The 26,078-nt window shown below is 62.5% G+C and carries 20 protein-coding genes and 1 tRNA gene; 9 read left to right on the forward strand and 12 right to left on the reverse strand.

Annotated features, from left to right (window positions below; translation table 11 throughout):
- Positions 1-49: 49 nt before the first annotated feature.
- Positions 50-1,027 (reverse strand): TAXI family TRAP transporter solute-binding subunit, encoded by a 978-nt coding sequence (locus K408_RS0128470; protein ID WP_024341647.1) that lies wholly within the window; start codon positions 1,025-1,027, stop codon positions 50-52.
- Positions 1,028-1,133: 106 nt separating this feature from the next.
- Between K408_RS0128470 and K408_RS0128475 the strand changes: the two genes are divergently transcribed.
- The 3 genes from K408_RS0128475 to K408_RS0128485 all read left to right on the forward strand — a co-directional run bounded on the left by K408_RS0128475 (position 1,134) and on the right by K408_RS0128485 (position 4,747).
- Positions 1,134-2,108: a Bug family tripartite tricarboxylate transporter substrate binding protein gene (locus K408_RS0128475; RefSeq protein ID WP_024341648.1), complete on the forward strand. Its 975-nt coding sequence runs from the start codon at positions 1,134-1,136 to the stop codon at positions 2,106-2,108.
- Between the two features lie 406 nt (positions 2,109-2,514).
- A tRNA-Ile gene (locus K408_RS0128480) sits at positions 2,515-2,590 on the forward strand.
- Between the two features lie 1,425 nt (positions 2,591-4,015).
- Entirely contained in the window at positions 4,016-4,747 is a 732-nt protein-coding gene (locus tag K408_RS0128485) for a hypothetical protein (RefSeq protein ID WP_024341649.1), read from the forward strand.
- A gap of 658 nt (positions 4,748-5,405) precedes the next feature.
- Here the strand turns inward: K408_RS0128485 and K408_RS0128495 are convergent.
- The 7 genes from K408_RS0128495 to K408_RS0128525 form a co-directional block, all read right to left on the reverse strand.
- Positions 5,406-5,849: a cupin domain-containing protein gene (locus tag K408_RS0128495; protein ID WP_028146023.1), complete on the reverse strand. Its 444-nt coding sequence runs from the start codon at positions 5,847-5,849 to the stop codon at positions 5,406-5,408.
- A 34-nt stretch (positions 5,850-5,883) separates the two neighbouring features.
- Positions 5,884-8,052 carry a xanthine dehydrogenase family protein molybdopterin-binding subunit gene (locus K408_RS0128500; RefSeq protein WP_024341652.1) on the reverse strand — a complete coding sequence of 723 codons (2,169 nt, stop codon included), beginning with the start codon at positions 8,050-8,052 and terminating at the stop codon, positions 5,884-5,886.
- Between the two features lie 2 nt (positions 8,053-8,054).
- Positions 8,055-8,525, reverse strand: coding sequence for a (2Fe-2S)-binding protein (locus K408_RS0128505; RefSeq protein ID WP_024341653.1), 471 nt, complete (start codon positions 8,523-8,525; stop codon positions 8,055-8,057).
- A gap of 62 nt (positions 8,526-8,587) precedes the next feature.
- Complete coding sequence (locus K408_RS0128510; protein WP_024341654.1) at positions 8,588-9,436, reverse strand: enoyl-CoA hydratase/isomerase family protein; 849 nt, start codon at positions 9,434-9,436, stop codon at positions 8,588-8,590.
- 25 nt (positions 9,437-9,461) lie between these two features.
- The gene (locus tag K408_RS0128515; RefSeq protein WP_024341655.1) at positions 9,462-10,775 is read right to left on the reverse strand and encodes an epoxide hydrolase family protein; all 1,314 of its coding nucleotides are present in this window, start codon (positions 10,773-10,775) and stop codon (positions 9,462-9,464) included.
- 241 nt (positions 10,776-11,016) lie between these two features.
- Positions 11,017-11,706 carry a VOC family protein gene (locus K408_RS0128520; RefSeq protein WP_024341656.1) on the reverse strand — a complete coding sequence of 230 codons (690 nt, stop codon included), beginning with the start codon at positions 11,704-11,706 and terminating at the stop codon, positions 11,017-11,019.
- Positions 11,707-11,809: 103 nt separating this feature from the next.
- Complete coding sequence (locus K408_RS0128525; protein WP_024341657.1) at positions 11,810-12,475, reverse strand: sensor histidine kinase; 666 nt, start codon at positions 12,473-12,475, stop codon at positions 11,810-11,812.
- Positions 12,476-12,784: 309 nt separating this feature from the next.
- On the opposite strand from K408_RS0128525, the gene K408_RS0128530 reads away from it, so the two are divergent.
- The 6 genes from K408_RS0128530 to K408_RS0128555 all read left to right on the forward strand — a co-directional run bounded on the left by K408_RS0128530 (position 12,785) and on the right by K408_RS0128555 (position 20,566).
- The gene (locus K408_RS0128530; RefSeq protein WP_024341658.1) at positions 12,785-15,622 is read left to right on the forward strand and encodes an ATP-binding protein; all 2,838 of its coding nucleotides are present in this window, start codon (positions 12,785-12,787) and stop codon (positions 15,620-15,622) included.
- A gap of 96 nt (positions 15,623-15,718) precedes the next feature.
- Positions 15,719-16,444 (forward strand): hypothetical protein, encoded by a 726-nt coding sequence (locus K408_RS0128535; protein ID WP_245265920.1) that lies wholly within the window; start codon positions 15,719-15,721, stop codon positions 16,442-16,444.
- A 130-nt stretch (positions 16,445-16,574) separates the two neighbouring features.
- Positions 16,575-17,591 carry a heme-binding protein gene (locus K408_RS43565; RefSeq protein ID WP_196232411.1) on the forward strand — a complete coding sequence of 339 codons (1,017 nt, stop codon included), beginning with the start codon at positions 16,575-16,577 and terminating at the stop codon, positions 17,589-17,591.
- 15 nt (positions 17,592-17,606) lie between these two features.
- Positions 17,607-18,563 (forward strand): alpha/beta fold hydrolase, encoded by a 957-nt coding sequence (locus tag K408_RS0128545; protein ID WP_024341661.1) that lies wholly within the window; start codon positions 17,607-17,609, stop codon positions 18,561-18,563.
- A gap of 53 nt (positions 18,564-18,616) precedes the next feature.
- Complete coding sequence (locus tag K408_RS0128550) at positions 18,617-19,657, forward strand: alpha/beta fold hydrolase (protein WP_024341662.1); 1,041 nt, start codon at positions 18,617-18,619, stop codon at positions 19,655-19,657.
- 186 nt (positions 19,658-19,843) lie between these two features.
- Positions 19,844-20,566 (forward strand): hypothetical protein, encoded by a 723-nt coding sequence (locus K408_RS0128555; protein ID WP_024341663.1) that lies wholly within the window; start codon positions 19,844-19,846, stop codon positions 20,564-20,566.
- Between the two features lie 10 nt (positions 20,567-20,576).
- Here the strand turns inward: K408_RS0128555 and K408_RS38935 are convergent, their stop codons facing one another.
- The 4 genes from K408_RS38935 to K408_RS0128575 all read right to left on the reverse strand — a co-directional run bounded on the left by K408_RS38935 (position 20,577) and on the right by K408_RS0128575 (position 25,867).
- Positions 20,577-23,474 carry an ATP-binding protein gene (locus tag K408_RS38935; RefSeq protein WP_024341664.1) on the reverse strand — a complete coding sequence of 966 codons (2,898 nt, stop codon included), beginning with the start codon at positions 23,472-23,474 and terminating at the stop codon, positions 20,577-20,579.
- A 245-nt stretch (positions 23,475-23,719) separates the two neighbouring features.
- The gene (locus K408_RS38940) at positions 23,720-24,610 is read right to left on the reverse strand and encodes an enoyl-CoA hydratase/isomerase family protein (RefSeq protein WP_063828476.1); all 891 of its coding nucleotides are present in this window, start codon (positions 24,608-24,610) and stop codon (positions 23,720-23,722) included.
- 61 nt (positions 24,611-24,671) lie between these two features.
- A complete protein-coding gene (locus tag K408_RS0128570; RefSeq protein WP_024341665.1) occupies positions 24,672-25,319 on the reverse strand; it encodes a cysteine hydrolase family protein in 648 nt (215 codons plus the stop codon).
- A gap of 17 nt (positions 25,320-25,336) precedes the next feature.
- Entirely contained in the window at positions 25,337-25,867 is a 531-nt protein-coding gene (locus K408_RS0128575) for a hypothetical protein (protein ID WP_024341666.1), read from the reverse strand.
- Positions 25,868-26,078: the final 211 nt, after the last annotated feature.

A 26,078-nucleotide genomic window follows, 5' to 3' on the forward strand; every position in this document is an offset into this window, starting at 1 on the left:
GAGTGGCGAATGGGAACGTTTCCATTCGCCATTCGCAACTCGCCATTCGCTATTTCACCACGCCGATCTCCCGGAAGTATTTCATCGCGCCCGGATGGATCAGCTCGGCCTTCGGCGCGGCCGCGATCGTGTTCGAGGCCGTCGTCTCGCAGGCCTGGGCGAGCTTCTTGCAGAACGTCGCCTCGACGTCGTGCAGCGACTTCGCGAGGCGATAGGCGACATCGTCGGGCAGGTCCTCGCGCGTGAGGACAAAGCTCCACGATCCCAGCGAGGCGATCGGCGCGGTCTGCTTGGGATAGCTGCCCGCCGGCACCAGCAGCGGCTTGAGGAACCCGTGCTTGGCGCGGATGCGCGCCATCTCTTCGACATCGGGTGCGATGAAGCGCGCGCCTGACGGGCCCGAGGCCACCGCGGCAAAGCCGGGCCAGCCGATGCCGGCGCCCCAGAGCGCGGCGACGCGGCCATCCTCGACCATCGCGGGGCCATCGCCGGCGCGGTCGAGATAGACCGCCTTGAAGTCTTCGTCCTGCTTCAAGCCGAGACCATCCAGCATGTAGCGCGCCAGAATCGGCAGGCCCGAACCTTTCGCCCCGAAGGCCACCGGCTGGCCGACGAGATCGCGGATGGTCTTGTAGGGACTGTCGGCGCGCACCACGAACAGGCCGGGGTTGGAATAGATCGCGGTGAGGATCTTCAGGCGCGCAGGCGCGCGGCTGATGCCGGCGAAGGCCTCATAGGCCGGCTCGCCCGCGACCAGCGCGAGATCGAGCTCGCCCTTCTCCAGGAGCGGAATGTTCTCGCTGCTGCCCTTGGTGTTGCGGGGAACGATGGTCGCCAGCGGATCGGCCGCGTTCATCACCTCGGCAAAGGCGTTGCCGTAGAGCGGGAAGCCGCCGCCGGGCGTCGCCGTTCCCAGGCTGATCGTCCGGCCGATCGTCGCGGGCGGAATGGCCGTGCCTCCGGTTTGGGCGGCGGCGGGGCCGGCAAGCAGCGCCGCGCCGAGCAGGATAGGACAGGCGAATCTCATGGTCGTCCCTCGCGGGCCGGCGTCAACACCGACTTGCGACGGTGTAGGCAGCGGCCCGATTTTGTGAAAGCATGCAGCCAACCACAATAAAGCAATGGGAGGCGTCATGTTGCGAATGTTGCGTCGCGGTCTTTTCGGACTTGCAGTTCTTTCGGTTCTTTTCAGCACCACCCCTCCCGCCTCCGCCGCCTATCCCGACCGTCCCATCCACTGGCTGATCGGCTTCTCCGCCGGCGGCCCCGTCGACATCGTGGCGCGGATCATGGCGCAGTGGCTGTCGGAGCGGCTCGGGCAGCAGGTCATCGTCGAGAACCGCACCGGCTCCGGCGGCAACATCGCCGCCGCCGCGGCGATCAACGCCCCGCCGGACGGCTACACGCTGCTGTTCGTCGCGCCCAACAACGCGATCTCGACCTCGCTCTACAAGAAGCTGCCGTTCGACTTCCTGCGCGACACCGTGCCGGTCGCCAGCATCATGCAGCTCACCAACATGCTGGTCGTCTCAAACGCGTTCCCGCCGAAGTCGGTCAAGGAGTTCATCGACTATTGCCACGCCAACCCCGGCAAGATCTCCTATGCCTCGTCCGGCAACGGCACCTCGGTGCATATGTCGGCCGAGCTGTTCAAGGTGATGACGAAGTGCGACATGGTGCACGTGCCCTATCGCGGCTCGGCCATCGCCTTCCCCGACATCATCTCCAACAAGGTGCAGCTGATCTTCGACAATCTGCCCTCGGCGATGGAGCAGGTGAAGGGCGGCAACGTCCGCGCCCTCGGGGTGACCTCGCCGAAGCGCTGGCCGAGCGTGCCCGACGTGCCCGCGATCGCCGAGACCGTGCCGGGCTTCGAATCGGTCGGCTTCTACGGCATCTCCGCGCCGAAGGGCACGCCGCCCGAGGTGATCGAGACCCTCAACAAGGCGGTCGGCGAAGCGCTGAAGGACCCGAAGCTGGTGGCGAAGCTCGCCGAGACCGGCGGCATCCCCAAGCCGATGACGTCAGCCGAGTTCGGCAAGCTGGTCGCGGACGAGACCGCGAAGTGGCGCAAGGTGGTCGAGTTCGCTGGGGTGTCGGTGGACTAGGCAGCGGCCCGGCCGCGCGGCATCGCCCGCCGGCACGACGCTTGAGGGGGCCAGCAGGCCCTCTCAACACCAAAGTGCGAAAACAACCCCATGCACAGTAGAGGACGCGAGCAATCGCAGGGGCTTGGCAAAACACTGCGGACAGCCACCCGCCGAACGCCTCATCCTTTGACCTGTCGGGCAAAACAGTGGCAGAATGCGACATTCCGAATTCCGCGACCATCACCGCACCGCGCGTTCCGCCCCCCCTTGGCGTTCCGTCGATCAGCCCCGTTCCACGCATTGCCCGACCTGGGCCGAGACCCGCTTCGCCTTGAAAACGCTTGAGGATTGCGCCCCCGCCTCAGGCCCTGTAAACGAACCGCGCACCGTTGCCGGCCGCTCCTGAAGCGGCCGCCTCGCGGCGGGGCCTGTAGCTCAATGGTTAGAGCCGGCCGCTCATAACGGTCTGGTTGCAGGTTCGAGTCCTGCCGGGCCCACCAATGAATGTTGGACATAATATGCGGACTACGAAAGAGTGACTCGATCCCGCATTAAGAATGCAACGATCTCAGCGTTCCGCGCCTAAACCGATTTCCTAGACCACTGATAATACCGCCGAAATCGGCACCGAGTTTAAGGAGTTCAAGTTCCACCGCCGAAAAAGCGAGGGGGTTTCGATAATTCCCGCGGCAAAGGACCGCCTTCTCGCTTCCCAACCCTTTTACGTTGTTTAGCGCGCAGCAATCAGAGAAGGTAAGACATGGCGTTGGTACGAGGCCCTGCCCGCATCGCTCGGACGATCGATCTACGCAATGTAGCCGTCGACCTCGTGGCCCTGCGAGGCGAACTCCGACCATAGCTCCAAGCGCAAAGGCTGCTCTCTACACCGGCGGATCGAGTCTGGTGCCCTCAGCGGCGTCGAAGATGCGCACGCGAACGTTCGGAAAGCGGCGCTTGAGTTCAATGGCGCTATCCTCCGCGCCTTTCTTCGTGGTGAATTCGGATTTCAGAATGCCATCGATTTCGATAACGTAACCGGACTTCGGCAGCTCGACGTGTCGGCGAGGTATCTAGCGCCAATTAAGTTTCGGCTAGACAATTAAGCCTTGGCAAAACGGGCCCGGCTTTCGGCGCGTTTTTGTAGGCGCTGAAAGGGGCTGCTGGTAAGTCCCCCTTCGAGATCCTTCGCAAATCTCGCCATCCCATCGACAGCGCATCAGCCGGCGGTCTCCTCAGCCCACTGCGCGAGGATAGCGTCTAGGAGCGCGCCATAGACCCCACAATTCCTTGGCAAGTCATCGCGTGCCCACCGCGGTCCCTCTTCGACTAGTAAAATGGCATGCCCCATAGCCGGACGGCTGCAATTTCCGGCTTCTCGCCCCCAGCTTGAGATAGATCCTCCACACCGCTCCCCCGCTGGTCCCTCCATAGGCTCCGGGCAGCGTGAAATCCGGATAGTCCAGGCGGTCATAAAAGATCGATGCTGCGCGAAGGCCGTATGAGGACAAGAGCTTGTTTCACGCCGAGGTTCCGACGGCCGTCCGCGATGCAGACAATTGGTCGGCGCCCTGGCGAGGTCAGCGAATCGGACGTACTCGCACCGCTCCGTCACATTCGCGGCCACTCGAACCCTCTGCGATCGAGTTACCGTGTCCCACCCTCGGGCGCGGGCCTACGAGCCTCGCGCGGCAGCCTCGTTCGCGAGTCATATGGGCCGTGACGCGAGCTCGGAAGCAGGCACGCCCTTATTTTCCTGGGGACGAATTCCTGAATGTCGCATCTTGAGAGCTTAGCTTCCCACTGCGATTTGCCCGCTACCTTTGATCCGCCCATGCTGATGTGTCGGCCGCCGACCAGACAAACCCGGCGGTCCCGAAGCCGGATGTGCTCGCGGGCAAAGTGCTTGGCGAAGGAAGGAGTAAGCTATGATCGAGCGCGAGGAATTGCGGGAGCGATCAGTGTTCAACAGCATCAAAGCGATCTTGATCGATCCCCAGATGAAGTCGGTCGCCAGAATCGACATCAGCAAGACTGCGCGGCTGGCCCACTATTTCGGCGCGCAACCGCGGGCGGCCATGAAATTTCCGAAGGGCGACGTCTTGTTTGCAGGAATCGAAGAGCGCGAGGAGGCGTTTACGGTTGGAGGATCTCGGCCGATCCCGGGACCTGCTCTGATCGTGGGCCGGCGCAGCGGACCCGGGGAGCGCGGTCCGGTACACGTTCGCCTTGCCGAGGTGGTCACGATGGTCCGTTGGACAACAGTAGATGTGCCTCCCAAGCCGCTGGCCACCGTGCGAGCGATCGTTATCGATCCGGAGCAGGGTCTCATCGATGAAGTGGTGATCGCAGCAAACAGGCTTGCGCTGGTGGGCTTATTGGGTGGCCAAGTCGATTCGTACATGCGCGTTCCGGGGAACGACCACGTTGCGTCGCGCGCGACCAGCCCGGAAACGCCTTGGTGCTGGCGAAAGGACGATCTGACGTTCGCCTCGCGATGCGTGCTAGTCGGTCACGATTCAGAGACCGGCTATCTAGCCGACGCTGTGACGTCCGTAGAAAACTTGCGGAACAGCGTTGCGTTTCGGAGGCCTGACGGAAATTGCTGGACCAGCTACGCGGATCGCAAGGCGCAGGCGGAACGGTCGCCGGTGGACTAGGCCGCTCGGCAGGGCTCGATGCACTCGCGAGACGGGACCTTTGATTTTCGATGTGCGAAGAGAGGTAATGGATGGGTAAGCCGCGCACGTATTCGTGCTGGGACACGTCGGTTAAGATTCAGGAGGCTAGTCACGGGCTCGGAGTCTACGGGAACACCTATGAGGTCTTCCCGGGAGGAGGTTACACGCGCACCGGGCACCCGATCAGGATCCATATGACGCCAGCCATCCGGTTTCGGATCAAAGATGTCGATGCAGCCATTGCTGAGGCTGATCGCCGCGTAAACGAGCGCGTCTGATCTGTGGATCATCATTGACCGACAGACTCAAACCCACTTGAGGACTGAGCGCACTCGTGGGCGTTGGAGCTCGGAGCCGTATGACATTCCGCGCGCTGCCGTCCCGGGTCATGCGTTCAAAGCAAATATGCCATTAGGAGCGAGGACCTGGCGGAGAGAGTGGGACTCTCTTCCCCTTCGGCCACGTTGCTCGAAAAGCCGCGGAAAACAAGGATTCCAGAAAAGCCCGGTCGGATTTTGTGACCACCGCCGTGTACCACTTATTCGGCCCTTGGAGCCGTCAATCTCAAGCGAATTCGAGGCTTTCAAGGAACGCACGAACCCGGCCCGCTGCTCCCTTCCTCCGGCATTTCCGCGCATCAGCCTGACTGCGTGCCGAAGCTCTCTCCCGCGCTCAGGCGCGGGTCATCGTGCCTATTACGATATTCGAGACCAAGCGGACGGATGGCGGAGACCTGCGTGACGTATTCGCCGGACTTCGCCCAGTGGAAATGCCAGGTATCACCGGGCAGCACGAGAACGGTGCCCGCGGGGTAGGCCTCCACCTTGCCACCGTCGAAGGACTCGCCGAGCCCTATGTAGAAGACGCCGGACATCACCGTGTAGATCCGATCCTCCGGATGTTTGTGCGGCATCAACTTCGTGCCGCCGGACACTTTCACTCGAACAACGTAAGGACCAGGTTCAGCCGGATGGCCGATCATGACGGCCAGCCGCGCGCCCGGCGGAAAGGCTGGAAGCGGCTTCCACGCGATTTCCTCGGGCAGGATGGCCCTGAACCTATCTTCATCGGGCTGATGCATTTTGTTCTCCTTTGCCGAGATGTACTTGAGGCACTCACGTCTTGAGCGCGTCGGGGTCGATCGGCATTTTGCGCAATCGCCTGCCGGTGGCTGCAAAGACGGCGTTCGCCACGGCCGGGACGATGCCCGAGGTTCCAGCCTCACCCATTCCGCCGGGTGGCTCCGCTGATTTTACTAGGTAGACCTCGATGGCGGGCGCCTGGTCGATGCGCAGCATCTGATAGGTATCGAAATTTGCCTGTTCGACGCGACCGCTTTTCAACGTTATCTCACCGTACAGGGCCGCGGTGACGCCGAACATGACGCCGCTCTGGATCTGTGCCTGCACTGTGTCGGGATTGACCACGATGCCGCAGTCCATGGCGCACACGACGCGGTGCACGCGGACCGATCCGTCCTTCGCAACCTCGACCTCCGCAACCTGCGCGAGATAGCTTCCGAACACATTTTGCAATGCAACGCCCCGGCCTCGTCCCTGGGGCAATGGTGTGCCCCATCCCGCCTTTTCCGCCGCGAGCTCGAGCACAGCTTTCGCACGCGGGTTGTGGTCTAGCAGCGCACGGCGATAGGCGACCGCATCCTGCTTGGCCGCCGCCGCCAATTCATCGATGAAGCTTTCGGTGACGAATACGTTGTGCGAGGGACCGACGCTGCGCCAGAAGGCCGTCGGAATGCCCGGCGGTTCGACGCGAACATACTCGACATGGACGTTCGGAAGCGAATAGACGAGGTCGATCGCGCCTTCCGTCGTGTCGGGATCAAGCCCGTTCCTGAATGCGGGCGGAAGCCACCGCGCTATCACAGAGGAGCCGGCGAAGCGGTTGGTCCATGCCACGGGTCTACCTCTCTCGTCGAGACCGGCCTCGATGCGATCAACCCAATAGGGACGGTACATGTCGTGTTGGATGTCCTCCTCGCGCGTCCACACGACCTTCACGGGACCATCGACTTGCTTGGCGATCTCGACGGCACGTACCGCACCATCGGCCTCAAGGCGGCGTCCAAAGCCTCCGCCGATCAGATGATTGTGGACGGTGACCTTGTCCGGCGGCAGGCCGGCTGCCTTCGCCGCCATCGCCTGGACTCTTGCGATCGCCTGCGTGCCGACCCAAATCTCGCACTCATCGCCGCGGAAGTGGACCGTGCAGTTCATCGGCTCCATCGTGGCATGCGCCAGAAACGGCAGATGATAGCTTGCCTGGACCCGGGTCGCGGCGCCGGCCAACGCCTTCGCGGCGTCGCCGATGTCTTGCGCAACCGGACCGGCCTTCAGAGTGGCGTCCTCGAGCTCGCGGGCGATGTCCTGCGTGCTGAGACCAGCGTGGCGTCCGTCCTCCCACTCGATCTTGAGTGCCGCCAGACCCTTCTTGGCCGCGCCCATGTGATCCGCGACGACGGCAACGGCATCGTCGAGCCGGACAATCTGGCGCACGCCTTTGATAGCCATCGCCGCACTGTCATCCACCTTCTTCAGTCTGCCGCCAAACACCGGCGATTGAGCCAATGTCGCGATCTTCAGTCCGGGTGGCCGCGCGTCAATTCCATAGAGGGCGGAGCCGTTCACCTTGCCCGACACGTCGAGCCGCCGTACCGGCGTGCCGATCAGCTTGAACTCATCCGCATTCTTCAGAACCACGCTGGCAGGCGGAGGAATCATCGCGGCCTTGGCGGCGAGCTCACCGTACTTAAGGCGACGCCCGCTCGGCGTATGGATGACCTCGCCTGCCTCGGCCCGGCAGTGTTTCGCATCGACACCCCAGCGCCGCGCGGCTGCTTCGATCAGCATGATCCGCGCTGTCGCGCCGGCTTCTCGCAACGGCTTCCAGGCACCGCGAATCGCGTTCGAATTGCCGGTGGCCTGCACGCCCAGCAGCGGGTTGGCATAGAGCTTTTCGTTGGGCGGCGCATGTTCGAGCCGCACCTGCCCGAGGCCGACCTCCAGCTCTTCGGCGATCAGCATCGGAATGGAGGTGTAGGTACCTTGCCCCATTTCGACATACGGCATGGTCAGGACCACCTCACCGTCATGGCCGATCCGGATAAAGGCGTTCGGTTCGAACTTCCCAGTGGAGGAGCTTCTGCTCTGGCCAAGCGGCAAGCTCAGGCTCAGCACCAGACCGCCGCCGGCCAGGGACGTCTTCACCAGAAAGCTGCGACGGGACAGCGTGGCAGAGGCGTGAGACGCCGTGCGATCCGATGTCATGATCAACGCTCCTTCACCTGCGATCCGGCGGCAAGCTTGATCGCCTCCCGAATGCGGACATACGTCCCACAGCGACAGATGTTGCCGCTCATGGCATCATCGATATCCGCGTCGGTCGGATGAGGCTTGTCGGCGAGCAGCGCCGAGGCCGACATGATCTGGCCGGACTGGCAATAGCCACATTGCGGCACTTCGTGCTCGAGCCAGGCTCTCTGAATCTTCGCTCCTGCCGGCGTCCCGCCGATCGCTTCAATGGTGGTGACCTTGCCCTCGCCGATGCTGTCGACAGTGGTGATGCAGGAGCGGACTGCCGCGCCGTCAAGATGGACCGTGCACGCTCCGCACAATGCCATGCCGCAGCCGAATTTGGTCCCGGTCATGCCGAGCACGTCGCGCAACACCCAGAGCAGCGGGGTGTCGCCATCGACGTCGACGCTGCGCGGGATTCCGTTTACATCGATCGTGAAGCTCATATGATCCTCCTTGAATTGCGACAGAACGGGTACGACTTGCGGTCCCGCGCGGGACCGTTGTGTCAGCCGCCCAGCTGGCCGACGTGGAAACCGAGCCGATTCTCCACGTCGCCGGGGCGGTGAAAGCCGCGCGCCATGAGCGCCTTGATGCGGCTCTGAGCTGCAGGGCGTGCGAGCGAGGCCAAGAACGCGTCCCACTCGGGCTTGATCTCGACGTCGGGCGGCAGGCTTGCGATATCGACAAGGCGCTTGGTCCCGGCGATGGCGTCCTTGTCGAACGAGGCGATACGCATCGCAAGTGCCTCGACGAATCCGTCGAGCTCGGCATCCGGCAAGGATCGGTTCACATAGCCATACCGTTCGGCGAGGTCACCATGGACGTCGTCGGCGCTCAGTAGAACCTCGAGCGCGCGGCCACGGCCCATCAGGCGTGGCAATCGTGCCATCGGTCCTCCGCCCGGCACGAGGCCCGCGCCGACCTCCCATTGCGACAGGATCGCCTTCTCGCGGCTGGCAAAGCGCATGTCGCTTGCGAGCGCGAGCTCGCTCCCGACGCCGGTCGCACGGCCGCGGATCGAAGCGATGGAGACGACAGGCGCGCGGCTGAGCCGCACCAGGGTGTCGGGCAGCGACGGCAGACCCGTCGGTCCGGACGGAACGGCAAGCGATTCCTCCAGCGGTGCGAGGAAATCGTAATGCGTGATGAAGAATCCTTCGACGGCGCTGTCGAACACCACCACCTTCACTTGCGGATCGGTCTCGATCGCGGTGACGATGTCGCTGAGCAGCGGAAGATGCCTGGGGCCGAAGATATTGACCGGCGGCATGTCGAAGGTGACACGCCAGTAGGTCGGCAGCCGGCGTTCAAGGCGGATCTCGTCGGTCGCAAATCCACGTTCGGGACGGTTCATGGTCTCACTCCTGATCTATGCCGTTTCAGATTGACTGGCGCAGCGGGCGGAATGCGGTGCGCATCTCCGCGGTGAACAATGCGGGCTGCTCCCAGGCTGCGAAGTGACCGCCCTTGTCGAGACGGTTGTAATGCATCAGCCTGGGATAAGCTTTCTCGGCCCAGCTGCGCGGCGCGGCATAGATCTCGTCGGGGAAGACGCTGACCGCGACGGGAATCTGCACGTGCTTGGGCGCGAAGAACACCAGCTTGTTCTCCCAATAGAGCCGCGCCGACGAGACCGCGGTGTTGGTGAGCCAGTAGAGCGTGATGTTGTCGATCACATCGTCCCGCGACAGGCCTTCCGTCTTGCCGTCGAAGACGCGCGCGATCATCGCGGCACTTCGCGCATCATGGTCGAGCATCCAGGACGCGAGGCCCGCGGGGGAGTCGACCAAGCCGTAAAGCGTCTGCGGCCGGTTGGACATCTCGATCGCATAGCCGAGGCCGTGCTTGTAGAAATCGTCGAGCTGATCGTAGGCGATGCGCTCCTCCGCCGAGAGGTTCGCCGCTCGCGTTCCGCCCGGCTGAAGTGCCTTGGCGATATCGTCGGGGACTGTGGCGGGCATGTTGGTGTGAATGCCGAGCAACTCCGGCGGCGCGATCAGCGCCATCTGTTCGGTGACCGCATTGCCCCAATCACCGCCTTGCGCCACGTAGCGGGTGTAACCGAGACGCTTCATCAGCACGATCCAGGCGCGCGCGATACGCTGCGGATCCCAGCCGAGCGTGGTCGGCTTGCCGGAGAAGCCGTGACCGGGCAGCGAGGGAATGACCAGATCGAATGCGTCCCTGGCGTGCCCGCCGTGCGCGGTCGGATCGGTGAGCGGATCGATGATCTTGATCTGCTCGATAATCGAGCCTGGCCACCCATGCGTGACGATCATCGGCAGCGCGTTTTCGTGCCGCGAGCGGACGTGAATGAAATGGATGTCGACCCCGTCGATCTCGGTGACGAATTGCGGCAGAGCGTTCAACCGCGCTTCCATCCTGCGCCAGTCGTAATCGCTCTGCCAATAGCCCACGAGTTCCTGCATTGTCCTCAGCTGCACACCTTGCGACTGGTCAGGGACGATCTCGCGATCCGGCCAGCGCGTTGCCGCCAGGCGCCGGCGCAGGTCGAGCAGGTCCTCCTCGGGCACGTTGACGCGGAACGGGCGGATCGCGTCGCGCGCGGCAGCCTTTGCCGGATGCAGCGGCAGCAGGCTCGATACACCGGCGGCAACGGCTCCCATCGCGGCCTGGCTCAGCAGTTGACGACGGTCGGGGTTGAGGATGTCGGTGCGCGCCTGCGTGGTCATTGCGAATCTCCCTTGCTATGATCGGTCGATGGCCAATCTCAAGATCGGTCCGTCGCTTCGTCGTGCATGGAGATTGACGCAGCCCCCTTTGCTTGGCGAGTTATCGGTTGTTAGACCTCGTTAGCCCTTGCGAGGGTGCGCGATCAGGACGAGCGGCGACATTACTTCGGGCGATGCAACGCGAAACGGCGCACGACAGCGAGCTGCCGTGCGCCGTGGGCAGGAGATGCTCTTGCCTTTTCTATGATGGCAAGGACTGGCCGGCCTGCTCGCGCGCGATGTACTCGGCGTACCAGTCGGGCCAGTTTTCGTCGTGCAAGCCAGTGCGCTTCTCGTGCTCGCCATGCGCTACCGCCGCACGACCCAGCGCGGCAGCCAGATCGGCCGTCGAGGAAAATGTCGCGCCGTCGCGCCCAATGCGTCCGGGCAGTCGCGTGGTCACCTCCTGCAGGAACCAGCCATTGCCGTCAGGATCGCTGAACGAGGCGAACGAGCTGTAGCTACCGCGCTTCGGATCGACGCCGCCGATCCGGACGGTGCCGAACAGGTAGGGGTCATCGGCGCCGGTATGGACATCGCCGCCGCCGTGAAAAGCTTCGCTGACAGCAATCCCGCGCTCGATCAACTCATTCCTTGCAGTCTCGAGATCGGGCACGATCAGATACAGACCGCGTGTCGAGCCCGGCGATGCCGACGTGACATTGCGGCCGAAGATCACCGAGCAGGCAGAGCCCGGCGGTGTGAACTGGACTACGCGCCATCCATCGCCAGCGGCGAAATCGGCGTCCAGTCGCCAGCCGAGACGCTCGTAGAACGCCTTGGAACGGTCAACGTCGGACACTGGAATCACGACGACTTCGAGCTTTGGATCAACGCTACGCGATGCCGATGTGCCTTTCCCTGCGTCGCGATCAACTTCAAGTTTTGCCATGTCGAACTCCCGATGTAAGGGGCGAGCCCAAAGCTGACCCCGCTGTTGCATCACCTGCTTGGTCTTAGTGTCGTGGCGCAGCGTTCGTGACAGCCTTCAATCTTCAGGCGGTAGTCGGCATCTCGATGGAGATCCGAGTGCCACCCTGCCCCGCTTCGCCATTCAGGCGGGCGTGAATGCTGCGCGCAAGCCCTTCCAGGATACGGCTGCCAGTGCCCCGGAGCTGACCTGTCGCACCGATGCCGTTGTCAGCCACGGTGCAGATCCATATCTCATCTCTGCGGACGATCTCGATCCGGATCAGCGCCTCATTCTTGCTCGGGAAGGCGTGTTTCGCTGCATTCGTGACCAGCTCGGTGATCATCAGCGCAAGCCGATGACATTGTGATGCCGGCAGAACGCCGCCCTCGACCAAAGCCTCGCAGCGCACGCCGGCGGGCTCCAGAACCGCTGCCGAAAGTGCTTCGCAGAGATTCTCAAAGAAGATCGCGACGGACACGGACGGCTCGTCGCTGTTTGAAAGCAGTTGGTAGAGCCTGCCAAAGGCACAGATTCGCCGCTCGAACCGATCCACCGCCCCCGAGACGTCCCGACTGCCGGCTCGGGTGAGGTCGCGGCGGACCGAGGCGCCCAGCAGTGTCAGCGTGTTTTTCATACGGTGATGGGATTCCTGCAGCACAAGCTCCCAATCCCGCGATTGAACCTCAAGGCCATAGACGAACTCAGATCGAACGGTATCTCCGTTCGGAATGGAGCCGATGGCGGACATGATAACCTCCCCGTTGGATGGACCTGGTGCGAGCCTCATACTGGCTGCGCAGCGCGCGTTTAGCTCGTTAGACGTTGCGAGATTCTGTTATGATCGGGGCGGTCGCCATCCATCCTGCGGCGACCTCGACCGCGCTGACGAATTGTCGCCGCGGCGCAATAAGCTGCTCACATTGCAGCAAGATCTCTAGGTTCCCCTTCAGACGTTTCGGCGATTGGCGCGCCTTTCACCACGCTCAGGCAGTTTACTCGCAACATTGTTCTGCTAGACAGAAACGTGACAGCGCCCCCTTCACTGGAATTTGTGCCCGTGCCGGACACCAGCGATCAGGATTCGCCGATTTCCTTCGGGCCTTTCCAGCTATTTGCAAGCTCGCGCCGGCTCGAGAAAGACGGGGCCCCGCTTCACCTCGGCGGGCGCGCGCTCGACATCCTCATTTTTCTGGCCGAACGGGCGGGCCAGGTGGTGGACAAGCGCGAGCTCATCAAGCGCGTTTGGTCCGACGTGACCGTCGACGAAGGCAGCCTCCGCTTCCACATCACCACGCTGCGGAAGGCTTTGGGAGATGCCGGCGAAGGCTCACGATACGTCATCAACGTGCCAGGACGCGGCTACTGCCTCGCAGCCCCGCTGCTCCGCTCGCCACCTTTCCACCGCCAGCCCACCCCGCCGGCCGGCCCGGCGCATCCGCTGCCGTCTCCGCTGACGAGGATGATCGGACGGGACGAGGCGGTCGAGCAGGTTTCCAGCGAGCTTGCCGCGCATCGTTTTGTCACAATCGTCGGCCCCGGCGGGATCGGCAAGACTTCGGTCGCAGTGGCCGTGGCTCACCGCGCGCTCGAGACTTTCGACGGCCAGGTGTACTTCGTGGATTTCGGTGCGCTCTCGGATACGAGCCTAGTTGCCGGGACGATTGCGGCCGCATTAGGCTTGACTGTCAACTCGGACGATCCGGCTCCGGGGCTACTGACGGTCCTGCGCAGCAGGCGAACGCTGCTGGTGTTCGACAGTTGCGAGCACATTATCGACGAGCTCGCTCCGCTGGCCGAGCGGATCGTCCAGGAGGCGCCAGGGCTGCATGTGCTCGCGACCAGCCGCGAATCCTTTCGCGCGGAGGGTGAGCGCGTCCATCGGTTGCTTCCATTGGCTTGCCCGCCCGAGGGGGTGGGATTGGCCGAAGTCCTTGCCTATCCTGCAAGCCAGCTCTTCGTGGAGCGCATTACAGAGAGTCTGAGCGGGTTCGAGCTGAGCGACGAGGATGCGCCGCTCGTTGCCGAAATCTGTCGACGCCTGGACGGTATCGCGCTGGCAATCGAGCTCGCGGCCGGACGGGTCAACGCCCACGGCATCGCCGGGACGGCATCCCTGCTCGACAGCCGGTTCTCGCTGCAGTGGCGGGGACGACGTACGGCGATTCCGCGGCATCAGACTTTGAGCGCCGCGCTTGCCTGGAGTTACGACTTGCTGCCCGCAGCCGAAAGTGCGGTGCTGCGCGGATTGTCCGTGTTCGTCGGGCCGTTCACCCTGGAGGCTGCGCTCGCGGTCGCCTTGAGCCAAGGCATCTCCGAAATTCAAGCGGTCGAGGCGATTTCGAACCTGCTCTCCAAGTCGCTAATCGCAACTGTTCCTGCGGAACGGCTGCGCTATCGGCTGCTCGATACGACGCGCACGTTCGTCGGCGGCAAGCTCGTCGAGAACGGCGAGGCAAACCGCGTCGAGCGTGCACATGCCGAATATTTTCGCGATTTCTTGCGCGACATCGCATTGAAGTTCGCGGGCCTGCAATCGGCCGGCGGCTTCCTTCCCTATGCCGACCATTTGCCCAATGTTCGGGCCGCGCTGATCTGGAGCTTTTCGGAGAAGGGCGATCGGACGATCGGCGTCGATCTGGCGGCTTCATCCGCCCAATTCTTCCTCGAACTGACTCTGCTGACGGAGTGCTATCGGTGGACCCGGCAGGCCCTTGCATCGCTGGACAAGCCTGCTGTGGACGTTCGCCAGGAGATGACGTTGCAGGCTGCACACGGCGTGTCCGTGATGTTCACGCAGGGCAATACCGAAGCGGTAAGATCGGCATTCACGCGCGGCCTTCAGCTTGCAGAGGAACTTGAAGACCTACATTGGCAACTTTGGCTCTTGCGCGGCCTCCATATCTACCTGACGAGGATTGGCGATTTCCACGGTGCCCTGGGCACTGGGGAACGAGGAGAGGGCGTTGCGCGGAAGCTGAACGATCCTGCCGCCACACTGAACGTGGAGTGGATGGTGGGGGTCGCTCATCATTTGATCGGCAACCAGCGCGAAGCCGTGCGGTTCTGCGAAAGCGCGATGGTGCAGAACTCCGACTCGCAGCGGTTGAACATCGGGCATCTCGGCTACGACGACCGCATCGTCGCACTGGTCGCGCTGGCGCGCGGCCTCTGGCTCACGGGACGGCCGGACCGCGCGATCGAAGCGGCCAGATACACTGTCCGCGAGGCCGAGCAGCTGGAACAGCCGCTCACGCTCGGCATCTCCTTGATCTGGACCATCTACGTATTTCTCTGGGTCGGCGATTGGAGGAATGCCGAAACCCTGATCGAGCGGCTGATCGATCACGCGGCGCGACACTTTCTCGGACCCTATCACGCCGTAGGCATCGGCCAGAAGGGGGAGCTGTTGCTGCGCCGCGGTGACCTTGCCGCTGGCGTCGAGCATCTTCGCGCCAGCCAGGCCACTCTCTATGCGACGCGACACCGGATCATGACAACGGTGTTTGCTACTGCGCTCGCGGAGGGTCTCGCGGCGCAAAATCATGTGGTCGAGGCCTTGTCCACGGTCGACGAGGCAATCGCGGAGATCCCCGACCACGGCGGATCTTTCGATATGCCCGAGATGCTGAGGGTCAAGGGTGATATCCTTGTCCGGTCGGGCGAAGCTGCCGAGGCCGAACGCTTTTTCCGCAAGTCGCTCGACCTGTCCCGTCGTCAATCCGCCCTCGGTTGGGAGCTCCGCGCAGCGATCAGCCTCGGCCGCGTGTGGCAACAGTGCGGCAGAGTCGGGGACGCCCGCGCTCTGCTCGCCCCACTTGTCGCGCGCTACGGCGAGGGCCTCCAGACCCGCGATTTGATCGCAGCAAATGAGCTCCTGGGCGCACTAAATCGATAACGCCTTCAACGGGATACAGCCAAGAACGCGACTCGCAAGTCCTAACAAGTTCTAACACGCCAAGCCGCAGGCACCCCGCCATGATGGAGAGGCTTCATGGTGATATGGCGGGACATGTCTCTTCTCGACGACGTCTTAAGTGCCGGTGGCGGCTTGGCCCACTGGAACAGTCTAAGCCGCTTCACGCTCCACCTTTCCGTCAGCGGAAAGCTCTTTGACAGCGTCGGACGTCCTGGTGAATTCAAGGATGTGACTGCGGAAGGCGCCACCCGGACGCAATCCATCCGCTTCATGGGAATCACTGGCGGAAAGTATTCGGGCTCGTTTCAGCCGGATGCGATCACGGTCGAAACCTTGCATGGCGAGGTGCTGAGAACCTGGCGCAATCCCAGCCCTGCGTTCCCGGACTCCGACTCTGCCGTTCTCGCAGACGAGTTGCAGCTCGTCTTTTTCTGCGGCGTTGCGATCTGGAACTATGTGGTCGGCCCATTCCTGCTTGCGCGTCCAGACGTGGTTGTGGAGGAACTGTCGCCCTGGGAGGAGAGGAAGGAATCGTGGCGCCGGCTACGGGCGCGAATTCCTCCGAGCGTGATTACGCTCGCACCCGAGCAGGTGTTCTATTTCGACGCAGACGGATTGCTGCGGCGGACGGATCACGACCTCTTCGGAATGAAAGTCGTGCAATATTCCTGGGCACACGGCAGCTTCGGCGGCGTGATCGCGCCGACACTTCGCCGCGTGCACATGCTGCAGCCCGACGGAAGCGTGGTCGCCAAGCCGGTGCTGATGGACATCGAGATCTTCGACGCGTTCTTCGAATGATCGCGACAACAGCGATCGCTCTCAACGCCTAACAATACATAACGAGCCAACAGACGGCTTGGGGTGCAGATTGCACTCAGCGAGTAACGGAGTTCGAGCGAGACCCAAGCCGACGCGCCTCCACGCTCGCGTGGAGGCCTTCGAAGGCCTCCGCAAAGCGCACGCTACACTTATTGGAGAGGACACTGTCATGGACCTGCTTTCCTACGCCAAGACCATCGCAGGGCGCATCGAGGCGGAATCGACGAAAGCCAAGGTGCCGGTTGCAATCTGCATCATCGATGTACACGGCAACATCATTCTCAAGCACCGCATGAGCGGCGCCCCGACATTCTCGCTCGAACTTTCGGAGCGAAAGGCCTACACGTCTGCGCTCGTGGGGCTTCGAACCGCGGACCTGTCACCACTGGTGCAGCCTGGACAGGCGCTGTTTCCATTAATGGGTGTCGCAGGCGGACGCTTCTGTTCGATGGGCGGAGGCGCGCCACTCTCCATCGACGGGCAACTCCTTGCCGGCGTCGGCATCAGCGGCGGCACCGTGGAGCAGGACATCCGGATCCTCGAAGAAGGGCTTCGCGAACCCGCAAACCTCGACAAGGTCGAAATGAAGCTCGAGGTCGTCGTCCTGCCGGTTTCCGACGTCGAGCGTTCCAAGCGGTTCTACGCAGAACTTGGCTGGCGACTCGACATCGACTACGAAGGCAAGGACGGCTATCGCGTGATCCAGTTTACGCCGCCGAGTTCCGCGTGCTCAGTGATCTTCGGCAGCAAACTCACGACTGCCGCCCCCGGCTCGGTGAAAGGGCTTCACCTCGTTGTATGCGACATTCAAGCGGCACGCGACGACCTGCGCCGCCGTGGCATCGCCATCAGCGAGCCATTCCACGATCCCGTCGGCATCTTTCATCACGCCAGCATGCATGACCTCGTCGCCGGTCCCAATCCGGAACGCAAGAGCTACGCTTCCTACGCCTCCTTCATCGACCCCGACGGCAACGAATGGATACTCCAGGAGATCACCACACGACTGACTGAACATATCGAAGAAGGTGACGAGAGCTTCACGCCCGAACTCACGGCGGTGGTCCGACGCGCGGAAGTCGTCGCGCAGGCAAGGGCCGGCGCAGGCGTTCACGCAGCGGCATGACATTGGAGCAACGACATGAGCATTCCGACCACGCTCGCCCTCTCAGCGGCCCTAGCCTGCGCATCGGTGCAAGCTTCGGCGCACGATCTGCGGTCGAGCCGCCGCTCGATCAGCTATCACACGGTGGATATTCGTGGCCTCAAGGTCTTCTATCGCGAGGCCGGCCCCGCCGACGCGCCGACCGTGCTTCTGCTGCACGGCTTTCCTTCCTCCTCGCGGATGTGGGAACCGTTGTTGCCGCTGCTTGCGGACCGATATCATCTGATCGCACCCGATTATCCCGGCTTCGGCAACAGCAGCGCGCCATCGCCTTCCGATTTCACCTACACCTTCGACAACATCGCCGACGTGATCGGCGAGCTTGCGAACCGGCTCGGCCTCACCAGCTACGTTCTCCTGATGCAGGACTATGGTGGCCCGGTAGGCTTCCGCATGGCGCTGGACCACCCGGAACGCGTTCGCGCCATGATTATCCAGAACGCTGTTGCACACGAGCAGGGTTTGAGCCCGCTCTGGGAAGCGCGTCGCAAATACTGGGCCGACCCCGCGCATGAACTCGAGGCGCTCAAGGTGAACTTCACGTCTCTCGAGGCGACGCGTCAGCGTCACCTCGGCTCAAGCCCACATCCCGAGCGCTACGACCCCGACGCCTGGCGGGATGAATATGCCTTCCTCACGCGTTCCGGCCAGCCCGAGATTCAGACCACCTTGTTCCTGGACTACCGGACCAATGTCGCTCGCTATCCGCAATGGCAGGATTGGCTGCGCAGGAAACAGCCTCCGATCCTGGTGATGTGGGGCAAGTACGATCCCTCCTTCACCGTCGCCGGCGCGAGCGCCTATCGCGACGATGTCCCGACGGCGGAAGTCCACATCCTGGAAGCCGGCCACTTCGCACTGGATGAAGCTACCGACGAGATTGCCACCTTGGTCCGCGACTTTCTTGCGCGGCTCGAGGGGCAAAGGGGCTGAACACCACAATCCAGGCCGCGCTGAAAACAACGGAACCACGATAGGAGCCTTTCATGTCAGATGATGTTGATCACGAACGCCGCCGCTTCTTCGCAGGCGCCGCGACGATGCTCGCTGCAGCCCAGCTTGCGCCAAGCACAGCCGTGGCCAAGCCTGCGAGGCCTGCTACCGCCGCCAAAACAGGAGGCAACACTTCATTTCCGTCGTTCAAGCAGGTCGATGCCGGCCTGCTCAACGTCGGCTATGCCGAAGCAGGACCGGTCGACGGTCCAGCCGTGATCCTGTTGCACGGATGGCCGTACGACATCTACAGCTTCGTCGATGTCGCGCCAATTCTCGCTGCCGCGGGCTACCGAGTGATCATGCCCTATTTACGTGGCTACGGCACCACGCGGTTCCTTTCCGACGGGACGATGCGTAATGGGCAGCCATCGGCGATTGCTGTGGACATCATCGCTGTGATGGATGCGCTCAAAATCGACAAAGCCACGATCGCCGGCTTCGACTGGGGTGCGCGGACTGCCAACATCATCGCGGCGCTGTGGCCGGAGCGCTGCAAGGCGATGGTCTCGGTGAGCGGCTATCTCATCGGCAGCCAGCAGGCCGGCAAGATGCCCCTGCCGCCGAAGGCAGAGCTTCAATGGTGGTATCAGTTCTACTTCGCGACCGAGCGTGGTCGCGAAGGCTACGAGAAGTATCGTCGGGAGTTTTCGAAATTGATCTGGCAGCTCGCGTCCCCGCAATGGCACTTCGATGATGCCACTTTCGAGCGCAGTGCCGCAGCATTCGATAATCCGGACCACGTCGCGATCGTGATCCACAACTACCGTTGGCGCCTCGGCCTTGCCGAAGGCGAAGCAAGGTATGATGACTATGAGGCGCTGCTTTCACGGGCTCCTGTCATTGGTGTCCCGACCATTACCATGGAGGCCGACGCCAATGGGGCTCCGCATCCCGATCCGTCGGCCTATGCCAAGATGTTCTCCGGCAAATATTCGCACCGCACGATCAAGGGAGGCGTGGGCCATAACCTCCCGCAAGAGGCGCCCAAGGCATTTGCCGCTGCGATCATGGACGTTACCGCCGACGTCTGATCGAAGCGCGGCCGTCTAGCCGGCCCCGAGGTTCGGCTGGACGGCACCTCTGCCGTTTGGATGAGAGATCCGGGTTTCTACGGCGTTTCTTCGGTTATGCAGCGCCACTTAACAACGCTTAACGAGCGATCATCCGTATTTGGGCATACCTGTCGGGGTAGTTCTCACGCGAAGGAAAGTCGACGGATGATTGCGCTGCTGGCGAATGCGATTGAGGCTCATGGCGGCCTGAACCGATGGAATGCCCGCAAGCGCCTCACCGCCACTATCGCGACGGGCGGCGACGTTTCGGCCCTGAAAGGCATCGAACAGGATCATCTGCAGCGAACCGTGCGGATTGACCTTCACCGGGAGCAGGCTCTCATTGAGCCGTTTGGAAAGAACGGCCAGCACAGCGAGTTCAGCCCCGAGCGGGTCGCCATTGTTGCCGCCGACGAACGTGTCGTTGCGGAACGAAAGGACCCGCGCACCTCATTCGCGCGGCACGATATGCGGACGCATTGGGATCCGCTGCACCGCATCTACTTCGAAAGCTGCGCCCTCTGGACCTGCCTCACCACGCCGTTCCTGCTTTCCGAGAAGGCTTCGGAAGTGCACGAGATCGAGCCATGCCATGAGGGAGGTGAGGTGTGGCGGGGGCTGCGGGCGACCTTCTCGCCGGCGATCGCAAGCCACAGCATCGAACAGGACTTCTACTTCGGTCCCGACCTGCTCATCCGCCGCCATGACTATCGAGTCGAAATAGCAGGGAATTTTCCCGTCGCCGAGTACGCGTCCAACCCCGTCAACGTCGATGGCATCAAGATCCCGACGAGACGGCGCACCTATCTACGTGACGAGACGACCCTGACCCCGATGCTCGATACGCTGATGATATCCATCGATCTCTGGGATTTGCGGTTCGACTGACGCTCAACGGTCAGACGAGCGACGAATCGAGCATGAGCCGAGCGGCCTTTAGATCAGCCGTGTCAAACCCTTCCGAGAACTTCGCAAAGGTCGCGGCAAGCTCCTCCAGGTGACTTCCCGTTCCCTGCTCGCGCCTCAGACGCACCATCGACATATCAGTCCGCAATCGCCAGGAGAGCGCGCCCTGCTGGTCAGCCAACGCTGCCGACGACCGGAGACTTGCTTCTGCGGCATCAAGATCCCCATTGCGCAGCTCCAGTTCCGCCCGCACGCGCAAGAGCTTCGGCATGTCGAAGGCGCCGCCTGCAAGCTCGATGCGCGCGATCGCTTCGTGCAGGATTCCAAGTCCATCGGACGGTTGCCCGAGTTCGGCCAATCCCCAAGACAGGTCCGCAACGAATGCGGACGCATAGAGTTCGTAGCGGTCAGCATGCAGGCGCGGAAGTGCGATTCTCAGTAACTCGACGCCGCCGCGCAAATCCGCGCCGGCGATCATCGTCTGCGCCCGGAAACCGGCCGCGACAGCCTGGTAGGGCGCGAGCCCATGCAGGCCGGCATGCGTTTCGAGCCGACCGGCCATCGCCTCGACCGCGGTCCAGTCTCCGATCCATCCGTACAGCGAGGCGGACCAGCAGAGCGCGATACAGTGCATGACGACATCGCGAGGCGCGCCAGTGCCCGTCAGTGGACGAGCACATTCCACGGCTCGATCGGGAAAGCCGCGCAGCCACAACACGCGAGCAAGCGGTATCTGCGGTGTTCTGGAATAGGCAAAATGGCCAGGTTGCGCCTCCCGTAGCGCCGCATCGTTGCGAACCCCTTCGTCCAAATGAAGCTGCGCCTCGGCCTGGTTGCCGACGAGATGATGGGATACCCCGATGAGGGCCTTTGCGCCGGCAATCCCCGCCGCATCACCGATCAGACGAGCGACGCGCTCGGCCTCGAGTGCCACCGGCAGCAGATGCCGATAGTCGCCTGTCCGGCGATAGAACATGTTCAGCCGCGCCAACAGCCTGAATGTGTTGGCGTCGTCTCCGATCGCGGCCGCGATCTCGAGTCCGCGTCGAAGTGCGGCCTCGGCTCGCTCGCCATTGCGTTCCGTGAACATGAAGGCATGACCGAGCGTGGCTTGAAGCTCCAGCTCCCACTTGCCTCCACGGTGGCGGTCGTCGAGAACTGAAAGCGCGCGCTCAGACCATATGCGCGCCTCATTGAGCAGGTTGAGCTCGATGAACAGACGTGCACAACTGCCTGCGAGCGGAACACGAAGCTCGTCATCGTGAGCGTAGCTCCATTGAAGCGAGGCGCGGGCGTCCGCCAACAGACCGCCGCGGCTCAGCTCAGGCAACATGCGATCCGCAGAGCCAGAATCGGCCATACCCGCTTCGAGGGAGCGGTGAATGTGTTCGGCGTGACGCCGCGCGACGTCCTGGGCTTGGCCGCTCTCACCGAGCTTCTGGAGTGCATAGGCGCGGGTGGCGTCGAGGAGGCGGAAGCTTCGCGACAAGCGGCTCGGTTGCGTCGACAACAGAGACTTGGCTACGAGTTGCTCCAGTGCGTCGACAGCGCCTTCGACAGGCTCCCCCTCTTCCACCACTACGGCAATCGCATCCTGCAGCGTGAAGGGCCCGGCAAAGATGGCGAGACGCTGAAGGACCAGCCTCTCGGCCTCGCCAATCAGACCGAAACTCCAGTCAAGGGTGGCGCCGAGCGTCTGTTGTCGTGGCGGCGCCGTGCGTCGGCCCCGCCATTCGAGCTTGAGCCGGCCATCGAGCAATGTTGCTATCTCCCGCAAGCCGTAAACGCCAACGCGGGCGGCAGCGAGTTCGATCGCCAACGCGATGCCGTCAAGCTTGCTGCAAATATCTGCAAGAACCTCCGCATCCTGCTCGGTGATATCCAAGCGGTGGCCGGCGGCAGCTGCACGTTCGGCGAAAAGACGCGCGGCCGGATAGCTCAGCACCTCACCAGCATTGAGCCGAGCGCCCTGCGGAGGGCCTGGTAGCGGAACGAGTTCGTAAATGTGCTCTCCTTGCACCAATAGCGACTCGCGACTGGTCGCTAGAATGGTGATGCCGGATGCTTCGCGGTGAATCGTCTCTGCCAGACGGGCAACATCGTCGATCACATGTTCGCAGCTATCGAGCACGAGAAGCAGCCGACGATTGCGAAGAAAACTGACGATGCTTTCGGTTGGGTCGGCGTGATGAACGACGAGGCCCAGAGCAGCGGCCACCGTGGAGGCAACGAGCGTCGTATCCTTCAAGGGGCCAAGATCGAGGAAGTGGATCTTGCCGTCGAACTCATCCCACATCTTATGCGCGATCGCGACGGCAACGGTTGTCTTGCCAATGCCGCCCGGTCCCCTCAGAGTGACGAAGCGCTCGCTCAGCAGACGTGCCGAGAGCTCGGCCAGGACGTCCTCTCGTCCGACCATTCGGTCGAGGCGATACGGGAGTGCGGAAGACGGGTCCATCGCACCGGCGTGGGTCTGCGGGATCTCCGCCGGCGCCAAATTGCGTTCGCCCCGTCTCACGGGCGCGACGAAGCAATATCCTCGGCTCGGAATATTGGTGATATAGCGGGCTCCGTCCTTCCCATCGCCCAAGGCTTTCCGGAGTTCGGCAACGTGCACGCGCAGGCTGATCTCTTCTACCGCGAGGCCAGCCCACACATATGCGAGGATGTCATTCTTCGGCACGACTTCGCCGGCGCGATCCACGAGCAGGCGCAGGATGTCAGTTGCCCGGCTGCCAAGCCTGACTGGCAACCCGTCCTTTTCGAGTATTCGTGATCGAAGAGAAAACGGACCGAACGTGACCGGATCGAAATCCCGGCCCGCCCCGGTGTTGCTGTGATGCGCGCCGGTCGCTGCTTCCGGCTGTGTGCTGCTCTTGGGAGAGTTCATTCCGGGTGCGCGCCTTGTCGCCAAGGGTACGGCGAGCGCGCGGCACTGCGTAACCTCGACTGCGATTTCGGTGAGCCGAAGTATAGGCAGGGCCGGACCGAAACACAACGGATCCACACGAATCGGCCTCCGGCTTTGAGCTGCCGATCTTGAGTTCAATCAGCGCCTAAGGCGACGCTCAAGGCCGACACGTGTCGGCGCTCGACCGAACGGCGCCCACCAGCCCATGCGACAGCCCGTCGAAATCAAGGAAGGCATTGCCGCACATGGTAAGGCCAGCTGCCTTCGATCGATCGGAATTCACCACGTTCCGAGAACCTCGCTTCAGCCACCGCCTGGCCGAGCCTCATCTCGGTTTCGGATCGACGCTGTAGTCCGCGCTCGAGGAGGAATGCCGCCCGCTCCCGGGTGCCAGGGTGAGCCACCGACGTAAAGAAGGCCGATAACGAAGGGGGAAAGACCGCATCCGCCGGCAACGTGACCTCGTCCATCAGGGCCTTCGCACCTACGATGGCGTGCTTCTCGAACGAGGCGAGACGGCGCGCGAAGGATTCAACAAAGGTCGAAAGCTCCTCGTCCGGCAAGGCTCTGTTGACATAACCATAGCGTTCGGCGAGCTCCGCCGAGAAGTCGTCCGCGCCCAAGATCACCTCCAATCCACGCCCCCGGCCCATCAGACCGGCCAACCTCGCCATGGGATTGCCGCCCGGCACCGCACCGAGGCCCACCTCGAATTGTCCGAGAATTGCACGCTCGCGGCTGGCGAAGCGCATGTCGCAGGCCAGCACGAACTCGCTCCCGGCCCCGCGGGCGCGCCCGCGAATCTCCGCGATGGAGGCAACCGGCGCACGTGACAGCCGAACGAGCAGGTCGATCCAGGGATGCATGCCCGTCGGACCCGACGGCATGGCGGCGACTTTCCGCTTGTCTGCGAGCACATCCCAATGCGCCAGGAAGAACTCCGGGTCCGCGCTCCGGAACACCACGACCTTGATCTCTGCATCGCTTTCGAGCTCGGCAAGCAGGTCCTGCAGTTCGCCGATCGTGTCGGGATCAATCAGATTGATGGGCGGGTTATTGAACGTCGCCGTCCAAAGACCGGAAGACAGCTTGTCGATGGTAATCTGTCGAGCCATTGAGTTTCTCCATTCCGGTCAGGAAAGACGATTCAGGACGGGGGGACGTGCGACGAGAAGGTCACGCGGCTGACGCTTCGGAACTCCTTGCCGACAACGCCTCGACGATCTCCTGCGTGGTTACGATCGCGCTGGCGTAGTTCGGCATATTGATCTCCAGCGCGGCCCGCATCATGTCGTCGGAATAATCGGCAACTGCGTCCTTGACGACCGTCACGTCGTAACCAAGCTCGGCAGCAAAGCGCACGGTCGCCTCTATACAGGTGTGAGCGACCAACCCTATGACGATCAGCCGTTGGATGCCGTGCCGCTTGAGTTGTAGATCGAGGTCGGTATTCGCGAAGCCGCTAGAACACCAATGTTCGTCTGCCACGATCTCTCCGGGCGCCGGCACGAATTCTGCGCGAAACTCTCCACCCCAGGTGCCGAATTCGAAGCTCTTGTTGTTCCAGGCTCTCCTTTGAATTGGAGCGATGTATTTCCAGGAGGCATAATCACCGGGCCGGTAGCGGTGATGCATGGCATAAAACACACGAATGCCGGCGTCCCGAGCGGTCTGTAGCACCTGGATCATGTGCGGAACGCAGTCGTTTCTTTCGGCCACGGCCTTGATCCGGGGCCAGATCTTGCCTCCCTCCGAGATGAAGTCGTTGTAGGGATCGACCACCAGCAGGGCGGTGATTCCCTTCTCATAGGACAGTTGCGTCATCGAACTCTCCTTTCGGGCTATCGGTTGTTCTGCAGCGCCGCGCGCTCGATGCTGGCGGCAAACAGCGGTGTTTCGCTCTGGTTGTGAGCGATCGAGAAGGGCTGGCGCTGCGCTCGGAACAGCTCGAACGGAATGCCCTGCTTGCCGATGAACGTCATGAACTCGTCCGTGGCATGCGTTTTGACCCTGTTGGTGAACTCGCATTTTCCAGGTTCGATTTCCTTGACGCTCAGCTCCCAGGTCACGTGAATGGTGGTCCGCCCGTTCGGCGTGAAGACATCGGATGTGGAGTCGAGGATCAGGTGATCTTTGCGGCCAAGCGTTTCCACGTAATGCTGAACCATGAGGCTGCCGCCGATGATCTCGACATTGATCGACATGCGCTTGCCATCGGGCGTGGTCGTAAAGCCCGCAGCGATATGCGCAGGCGAACAGCCCTGATACTCGCGCTCGGACAGATTGAAGCACCAATTGGGGATATCGATCCGATCGATCGGCGCGTTGATGATGGCTGTGAAGCTGGAATCGACGATCTGGTTGTTGTTCATCGCTTGATCTCCCAATGTGTTGCGTCTCATCGACATGTTCGAGCAGAAACCTTCGCGGATCCGCACCGGGCAGACCCTGGCTGTACATTCGGCACTAGATCGCCGTTTGTCCTGCGACCACATTGCTACGGGTGGCCGCGGTTTGCTCGTTATGCGTTGTTATGGTTCGTTAGCTTCTGCGAGCGGCTCGATGTGCCGAGGATTGCCACGG

Source organism: Bradyrhizobium sp. in8p8 (assembly GCF_000426845.1).
GTDB classification, from domain to species: domain Bacteria; phylum Pseudomonadota; class Alphaproteobacteria; order Rhizobiales; family Xanthobacteraceae; genus Bradyrhizobium; species Bradyrhizobium japonicum_C.